The sequence below is a fragment of the Collinsella aerofaciens genome (assembly GCF_015553355.1).
Lineage (GTDB): Bacteria > Actinomycetota > Coriobacteriia > Coriobacteriales > Coriobacteriaceae > Collinsella > Collinsella aerofaciens_V.
This window is the reverse complement of the sequence record NZ_JADNGN010000014.1, coordinates 42,788-49,494: the sequence shown is the minus strand read 5'-3', so window position 1 is coordinate 49,494 and position 6,707 is coordinate 42,788. Positions and strand designations below refer to the sequence as shown.

The following is a 6,707-nucleotide window of genomic DNA, read 5'->3' as shown; positions in this document are numbered from 1 at the left end:
AGCGTGAAACTGAACAAGTGTTCAGTTTCACGCTACCACTGACACCCGGCGGCCCAAGAGCCTTCGCCCCGCTCGTAGGCCTGGTACCACCCCGTCGGGGATGACCCCTTATCGGGCGAGACGGCGAGCTCGCTGTCGAGGGACAGCCCGAAGCGATCATCCGATGCCGCACAGCAACAGGTCTCCGAGGAGCTCGAATGGACACCTGTCAGCGAGTCCAGCAAGCGGGCAAGAGTTTACGTGGCTGCAGCATACTACAACGTCGTAGGGGCTCAGAGCACCGCCACTACGGCTTTTGGGCAGAATGCGCCTGAGCTGCTCGTGGTTGCGCTCACATGCCGACTACTGGTTGGATCTCATCGCGTCGCAGCAGAACACGCGGCAGCGCCGAGCTCCGCTTTCGAGACACCAGCGCTCCAGGCCCTTCCAATCATCGAACTCGACTCCTCAATCGACTAGCAGGATGCCGAAGATAGCCTCGAAGGCAGCAACAGAGCCTATGAGACTCTCTATATGGTCGAGGCAGGCAACGATGGCTGCCGGAGCTGGCATGACGCTTGCGCAAATAGATTTGGAACGCCCGGGCCACGATGTGTGCGCTCAGGATGTCGTAGGTGTTGCGCTCGTAGCCCTCAACGGAGTCACATTGGACCACGCGCGACCTGTCGGCAAGCGAGAGCGCCTCGAATTCGGCGTAGGTACGGCCAGTGCGGTCAACCCCGTCGCGCCCAGCACCTTCGACATCCCTGCGCTTACGCTTCCTCATACGGTCCTTTCGCGGGAGAAGCAGGTAAGGCGCGCCTGTCCCTCTCCTGATAGGAGCAGGCACTGCGCACGCACACAGGAAGCTCGTCAGCATGTGTGGCCCATATGGTCTCGTAACTCTGCCCCCGCCTAAACAAAGGGACCGCAATCGCGACCATGGCGGCGAGCTCGTCAGCGGTGAAACATAACCCTTCACGGGCCGCGGACAGGCGGGTGCGATAGGCAGCGTCGTAGCGACACTTGGGGTAACCGCACCCACTCCTGTTCCGACAGCCGAGATGACAGGCGTAGGGCCATACCTCTGTGACGGGACAAACTGCGATAGAGCGTACGCGCGCGCAGCGTCTCGAAGGAGTGGCCACGCCCCATCATGTTAGTCTCGTTGATGAGGCGGTTCGCGCATTCCGTGTAACCGTTCGAGATGCGGCTCGGACAATCCCGGTAGTTAAATATGAACTCGCGGTGGTTCTCCACGGCCTTCGCAAGCCCCCGGAAGGGATCGTAGGCCTTGCCATCGGGGATGGATGCCTTCCACGCATCGAATGCATCCTCGACATCCTCCCGCGAGAGCGGGTGCTCGTCGTAGATGTCGAAGAAGTCCTCTTTGAGGTCGTATGCGGTCATGAGGCTCGAGCAGCCCGCCTCCGATCGAAGCTGGCACAATGCCGATGCCTCGTAGGGGCCGAGGTCCCGGGCGCGCTTCCTCAAGGCGTAAGCCAGCGACCGCGGCGGCCACTACCGGTGGCAGGGCCGGATCGGCTATGCGCCGCCCAGGACCTCGCGCGCTCGATATCGAGAAAGGGGTGCTCACCCGACAATTCAAGGACGGAGGGCTTCGGCAGGCTGAAGGTGGAGCTCTTCTACGGAAGGGGCTGGGACGATGTTGGCATGGGGGAATTCATGAAGATGCTGTACGCCTATCTGGTCTGGTATCGCGACAAGCGCTGCAAGAGCGACCTGGGCTATATGAGCCCGATGCAGTACCGAAGAAGCCTAGGTCTTGTAGCGTAGGAACACGGTCCAGGATTTCCACCGCGCTCCCAATTGACCGATTTCCCATGAACGGTAACAGGAGGCAGAGGCCGACGCGCTGACCTACCTGGACTTCCCCTACGAGCGCCACGCGAGGCTGCGCACCGACAACGTTCAGTAGCGCGTCAACCTTGAGCCATAGCACAGGCCCTTGAGAGGTTCACGAGCTCCCCCGCGATGCGGCAGATCCTCGGCTGCCCCTCAAAGAGAACGCAGAAGATACGGTCGAGGTCGACCGCGTCGACCAAACCGTAGTGACAGTCCGCATGCAGCGTACAGGCCCTTTCGCGCGGGTCGCCATCCGAGCCCTCGTCCGGTTTATGATGGCGCACCTCGACCCAGAGGCCCTCCGACACGTCGTCGAACTTGAAATCGAGCTCTACCTGAACGCTTTCACCGAATACGTCGCCCAGAGCGAACTCCGGCACCTTCGTCACAAGCCCGTCCATCCACTCAATCTCGATCATCGCGCGCACGTCGCAACCTCCTCCGGTAGGAGGCCGGCACCTTAAGCCGGCCATTATCCATACGGACAGAATGCGACAGCAGGGTGAAGCTCATTCGCACATCAGGGCGACGACCCCTCGCCTACCCCATGCATCGGAACCCCATGTTTCCGCAATCTGATCCGTCGGGCGATTCCCTGCTGGGACAACACGAAACTGGTCATCCTACGCATTAGACCAAACGAAACCCGTTTTATCCCGAGAAGCCCTCCCCTAGATACCCATTAGCGATAAGGAACGCCGACAGGGACTCCACAGCGTCTTCGTCGCAAATCCGACAACGCCCCTCCCTATCGCACATGGAATCCAAGCCAGCTTCGGGGTCGCCGCAGAACTCATCCAGAGGGGTTATCCGAACGATCGACGACGGGGCACCCCGCCGCCAGCAGGCAGGGAGGCGATAACCTCGCGGGCACCCCGCACGCAGACCCCGAGCGCCTGGTAAACCAGATTATTGAATACGGACTCCTTCAAACCGCCGCCCTGCAAAAACCCATCCCATCGTCCGGCTGGAGTCGACACAGATCGAGCTCCTTCAAAGTCGCGGTGAACTCGACAACATATGGGCGCGCGGCGTCCTTCCATCTCCAAACCGCCTCGTTCCCATGCCCGACGACCTCTTCCAGAGCCCATATGGCCTCGGGATACCGCGAAAGCGTGGAGTACTCCCGGATGCACGACTTGTGGATGAAGGAGTTCACGAGGGAGTCTTCCGCCAGAATGTACAGAAGTCCATCTATCGGCTCCGAGGACTCCCGTCCGAGGAAGGCATCATCGACCAGGTCCAGGCTGAGCCTTCTCCCGTCGACAGACACGGTTCGGCTCGCCTTGTCGAAATGAACCCCGCAGCCCTCGAAAAGACGCGTAAGCGCACTAGGACGCGAGAGCACGTCCCCGATTCCGAGAATCCCGCTCTCGCGAATGGACGCGCAGCCATCCGTGTTGGCCGTGACGTGCCTGAGGTGCAGCAGCAGGTCGTCGGGGGCGAGGGACTCCCCCAGCCTCTCCCGGACATCGGCGTACGTCCCAACCTCGTCGCTGCGAAAACGCAGCCGCATATCTCCGAACTCGCACCCATCGATGCGCAGGGCGTCGAACAAGAACCTCTTCACCCCGTCAATGGTAAAGATGCCGAAATCGATCACGCTTATCCCTCAGTCCGATCGCAATCATTTGTTCTGCTAAATGGTGAATCTTCTCCCCAAAGGTTATAGTCTCAGCGAGCTGATCGTTGAGCTTCTTGATCTGCTTGTTCAACTTTACGCGTTGCGAGATATCAACTTGTGCCACGGCTTCCTCTAGGTGAGCGAGCTGCGTGCGGTACCGTTCTTGCTGTTCATGGACATAATTAGTGCGTACGCGGACCAGCAGGTCTGGCTGGTAGCGATGCATGTAAATAAGGCACTTGAAGCCGTTTTTCTTACCGAAATCAAGCATCCAGTAGATGGGGCGCTTCTGGTAGGTTGAGCAGTGATCCTTGTAGAAATCTTTGAGGAAGTAGTTGCGAATAATCTCACGCGGCGTGCACTTACCGTCCAGGGCATCAGACACAAAACGGAGATTCTCTTCCAGAGCATCCTCAGCACACACGTCGCGCACGAAGTCCACGAAGCGGCCGATCGCGTCGAAAATGTTGGTGTAAGGGTGACGCCCCAGCGGCCGCTTAACGAAGAGCGGCCCTCGTCCTAGAATCTGAAATCACCACAACAACAGGTTCTAGGAAAGGACGAGGACCGCTATGGAAATCTTATCAGACCCGACGCCGGACATGCTCGCCATGCCCCGTTTCGACGACGGCGCCATCGACATGCAGGAGCTGCTCAGGCGCCTCGCCGAGCAGGTCGTGAACGCGGTGATGGACGCCGAGGCCGACCAGCTGTGCGGGGGCGGCATCAGAGCGGGCGAGCCAAATAAATACTAATTTCCAGAAACGCTCAAGCGTTCCCTCACGATGGGATCGAAGTCCCTCAGACGCTCGGATTTGATGACGATGCCGAGATTCAACATGTCCTGAACGCTCACGTGGGCAATCGTGGATACGGTGATGTCTCCGAGAAGAGTTCTGATGGGCACAGCCCGAAGGATGCCAAGTAGATAGAGCCTCTTGCCCATGACCACAGCATCGTTCTCCAAATAAGTACCCTCGTTGTAGAGAAAGACCGGGGAACCGCTCGATCCCGGGTAGCACGCCATGTCAACCAGGAACTCTTTCTGCCCCTGATAGTCGTACCTATAGGGCGTCGCCGTGATACCCCGACGGACGATCGGCAGGTTGTTGGCCTCATCCCAAATGCCGTTGGGGTATCCGACCATGGTCACCTCGTCCATACAGCCCATGTCTTGAATCTGCTTATCCGTCGGCAGAAGCTCCAAGCTGAGCGGTATGGTAAGCAGATGCTTCCCCGCCCGGATAAAACCATTCAGTGCGGGACCGATGGGTAAGACGCACAGGTCAACACTTTCGTCAGGGTGTGCGATCCAGTCGCTCTCGGAGCCCCGCATGGTAAGTTGCTCGTTTATATTGAGCAGGTTTCCGTTCTCGTCAGATCTCGAAAAGATGACGCGATACTCGTACGCGCCCTCGACCACGTGCCTGTTGGTCACGATTGCCGGCACATAGGTCTTTCCGTCGTCGCAGAACTTGAAAAAGAAACCCGTTCCAACTGAGCAACCTCCCGAGGCCAACGAAGCTTCGATGCGAATCGTCATGTGCAGAAGCTGCTCAGATAGCTGCATGGGTTTCCTTTCATTTGGACAAATAGTATATCGATTGCACCCTGAGATGCCCTTCCGTAATCAATCAGTATTGCCGCTTTGGGCACGTCCTCGCGCGGGGGGGGGACGCGAGCCAAGTCGAAAAAGGCAGTTAACCGGCGGCTATTCATGCCTTGATTTAGAACCGCTCGAGAATCTCCGCGGCATTCTCTCGCAGATAGATATCTAGGTCCGGCACGGCAAACTGCACGTAGCCCCTCTGTGGAGCCTGAATAACCTCTCTTTGTAGCAGCTTAGCCCTAATAGAGCTGACCTCATTGGTCTTTTTACCCATACGTTTAGCAATCTCAGATGATTTGGACTGCTGCTTATCCTCGCACATGGCCAAAAGATATTTGATATCGTTGAGTCCAAGTCCAGAAATCGCGGGCTCATGAACAACATCGTGAAAACGAGCCTCTGCCAGCGCAATGCCTTCGATAACATCGCGCTCGCTCACGTTGGCACTTTTGACACGATGCAAGTTGGCGCGCTGCCAAATGGAGTAACCGACCAGTTGCACCAAATAGGCATAGCCCTTCGTGGCCTTAGCGGCTCTCGACAGCAGATCGTCCTCTATGATCAAACCAGTCGCTATAAAGCTATCGCCCATAGAGAGCGCTACCTCCACCTGGTTGATAGGCGCCAGATCTTCGGGGAGGGCACGACGCAAGAATGTAAGTGCCTTGCCGTTAATTAGATCCATAACACCAGCGGGCAATCCGGCAAATGCGAGAGCAATATCGACTTTCTCCCCTATTAGAAGCTGCACAGCAGAAGCAATAGCGCGCATATCGTCAATCGGGGCATCCTGCACCTCATCTATTGCAATAAACAGGCCCTTGGAAGACTTTGCGGCCGAGCCAAGCAACTTTCTAAGACTCGACTCTTTTGGCACAACGTCGAATTTAGCGGAAACAAAGCCGGCATTTACGCCGACTGAAGCATTGGTCGCAAGGGAGGATTCTGCAATCTGATCCTTCAGGTCCAGCAATAGGTTGGGACCAGCAGAAACAATAGCCGTCTTCCAGCCAAGCTCTCGTGCACGATCTCTAAGATCACAGAGCAAAACAGTTTTTCCGGAACCCCTTGGCCCGGCAACGCGCATGAGCCTCGCAGGTGCACCAATTCCCGAATTCAAACTCTCGGTAAACTCAAGGGCAATATCATCACGACCAATTATGCGCGGAGGCTCAGCGCCGGCAGTGGGACGAAACGGGTTATGGAATATCGTGGCGCTCACTTGTTTGCCTTTCTAGGGAATCGATTAACAGTCAATCATTGCTTTTTTTATCGTAGACTATATCGAATAATATCCAGTTATATAAGCTTATATAAACTTATCGCGAAAGTATCGAGCTTTCGTAATTAGTCTTAGCTAGTAGCCCAACGTTGCTTTCTTCCAAGCTCATAGCGAAAGAAGGTTAAGGACTTCCTAAAACCATTGCCTTAATACGAGAAATACTCGCTCTCAGTGGATAAGTTCGGCCCCAACCACGGATCACCGTTGAGGAAGAACTCCGGCCAGCGCTGCATGAACAGCGCTTGCTCGCGCTTCCAGCGGCGCAGCTTTTCCTCGTTGGCCTCTTCCCTGCCGCGCGAGGTGAACTCGTAGTGATACAGCTCGGCATAGGGCGTAAAGATGGTGCG

8 protein-coding genes and 1 pseudogene are annotated in these 6,707 nt (G+C 56.8%); 2 read left to right on the top strand and 7 right to left on the bottom strand.

The features are described 5' to 3' along the window. Positions 1-957: 957 nt before the first annotated feature. Complete coding sequence (locus tag I2D57_RS05125) at positions 958-1,473, bottom strand: transposase (protein ID WP_195361710.1); 516 nt, start codon at positions 1,471-1,473, stop codon at positions 958-960. Positions 1,474-1,483: 10 nt separating this feature from the next. Here I2D57_RS05125 and I2D57_RS09885 point away from each other — a divergent pair. Then, positions 1,484-1,776 (top strand): annotated as a pseudogene (locus I2D57_RS09885) (IS3 family transposase); the annotation flags it as partial. Between the two features lie 146 nt (positions 1,777-1,922). Here the strand turns inward: I2D57_RS09885 and I2D57_RS05115 are convergent. The 3 genes from I2D57_RS05115 to I2D57_RS05105 all read right to left on the bottom strand — a co-directional run bounded on the left by I2D57_RS05115 (position 1,923) and on the right by I2D57_RS05105 (position 3,911). Then, entirely contained in the window at positions 1,923-2,273 is a 351-nt protein-coding gene (locus I2D57_RS05115) for a hypothetical protein (protein WP_040359438.1), read from the bottom strand. Positions 2,274-2,773: 500 nt separating this feature from the next. Continuing rightward, positions 2,774-3,448 (bottom strand): hypothetical protein, encoded by a 675-nt coding sequence (locus I2D57_RS05110; RefSeq protein ID WP_195361709.1) that lies wholly within the window; start codon positions 3,446-3,448, stop codon positions 2,774-2,776. Then, on the bottom strand, positions 3,420-3,911 hold the full coding sequence (locus tag I2D57_RS05105; RefSeq protein WP_117638100.1) for a hypothetical protein: 492 nt from the start codon (positions 3,909-3,911) through the stop codon (positions 3,420-3,422). The genes I2D57_RS05110 and I2D57_RS05105 overlap by 29 nt, the downstream gene beginning before the upstream one ends. 130 nt (positions 3,912-4,041) lie before the next feature. Between I2D57_RS05105 and I2D57_RS05100 the strand changes: the two genes are divergently transcribed. Continuing rightward, positions 4,042-4,224 carry a hypothetical protein gene (locus I2D57_RS05100; RefSeq protein ID WP_006235576.1) on the top strand — a complete coding sequence of 61 codons (183 nt, stop codon included), beginning with the start codon at positions 4,042-4,044 and terminating at the stop codon, positions 4,222-4,224. On the opposite strand, the gene I2D57_RS05095 is transcribed toward I2D57_RS05100, so the two are convergent. The 3 genes from I2D57_RS05095 to I2D57_RS05085 form a co-directional block, all read right to left on the bottom strand. Further along, on the bottom strand, positions 4,221-5,039 hold the full coding sequence (locus tag I2D57_RS05095) for a S1 family peptidase (RefSeq protein ID WP_195361708.1): 819 nt from the start codon (positions 5,037-5,039) through the stop codon (positions 4,221-4,223). The two genes, I2D57_RS05100 and I2D57_RS05095, sit on opposite strands and share 4 nt — an antisense overlap. A gap of 157 nt (positions 5,040-5,196) precedes the next feature. Continuing rightward, positions 5,197-6,300, bottom strand: a complete 1,104-nt coding sequence (locus I2D57_RS05090) for an ATP-binding protein (protein ID WP_324249204.1) — start codon at positions 6,298-6,300, stop codon at positions 5,197-5,199. A 206-nt stretch (positions 6,301-6,506) separates the two neighbouring features. After that, the coding region (locus I2D57_RS05085; protein WP_195361707.1) for a hypothetical protein at positions 6,507-6,707 on the bottom strand (201 nt) is incomplete at its 5' end.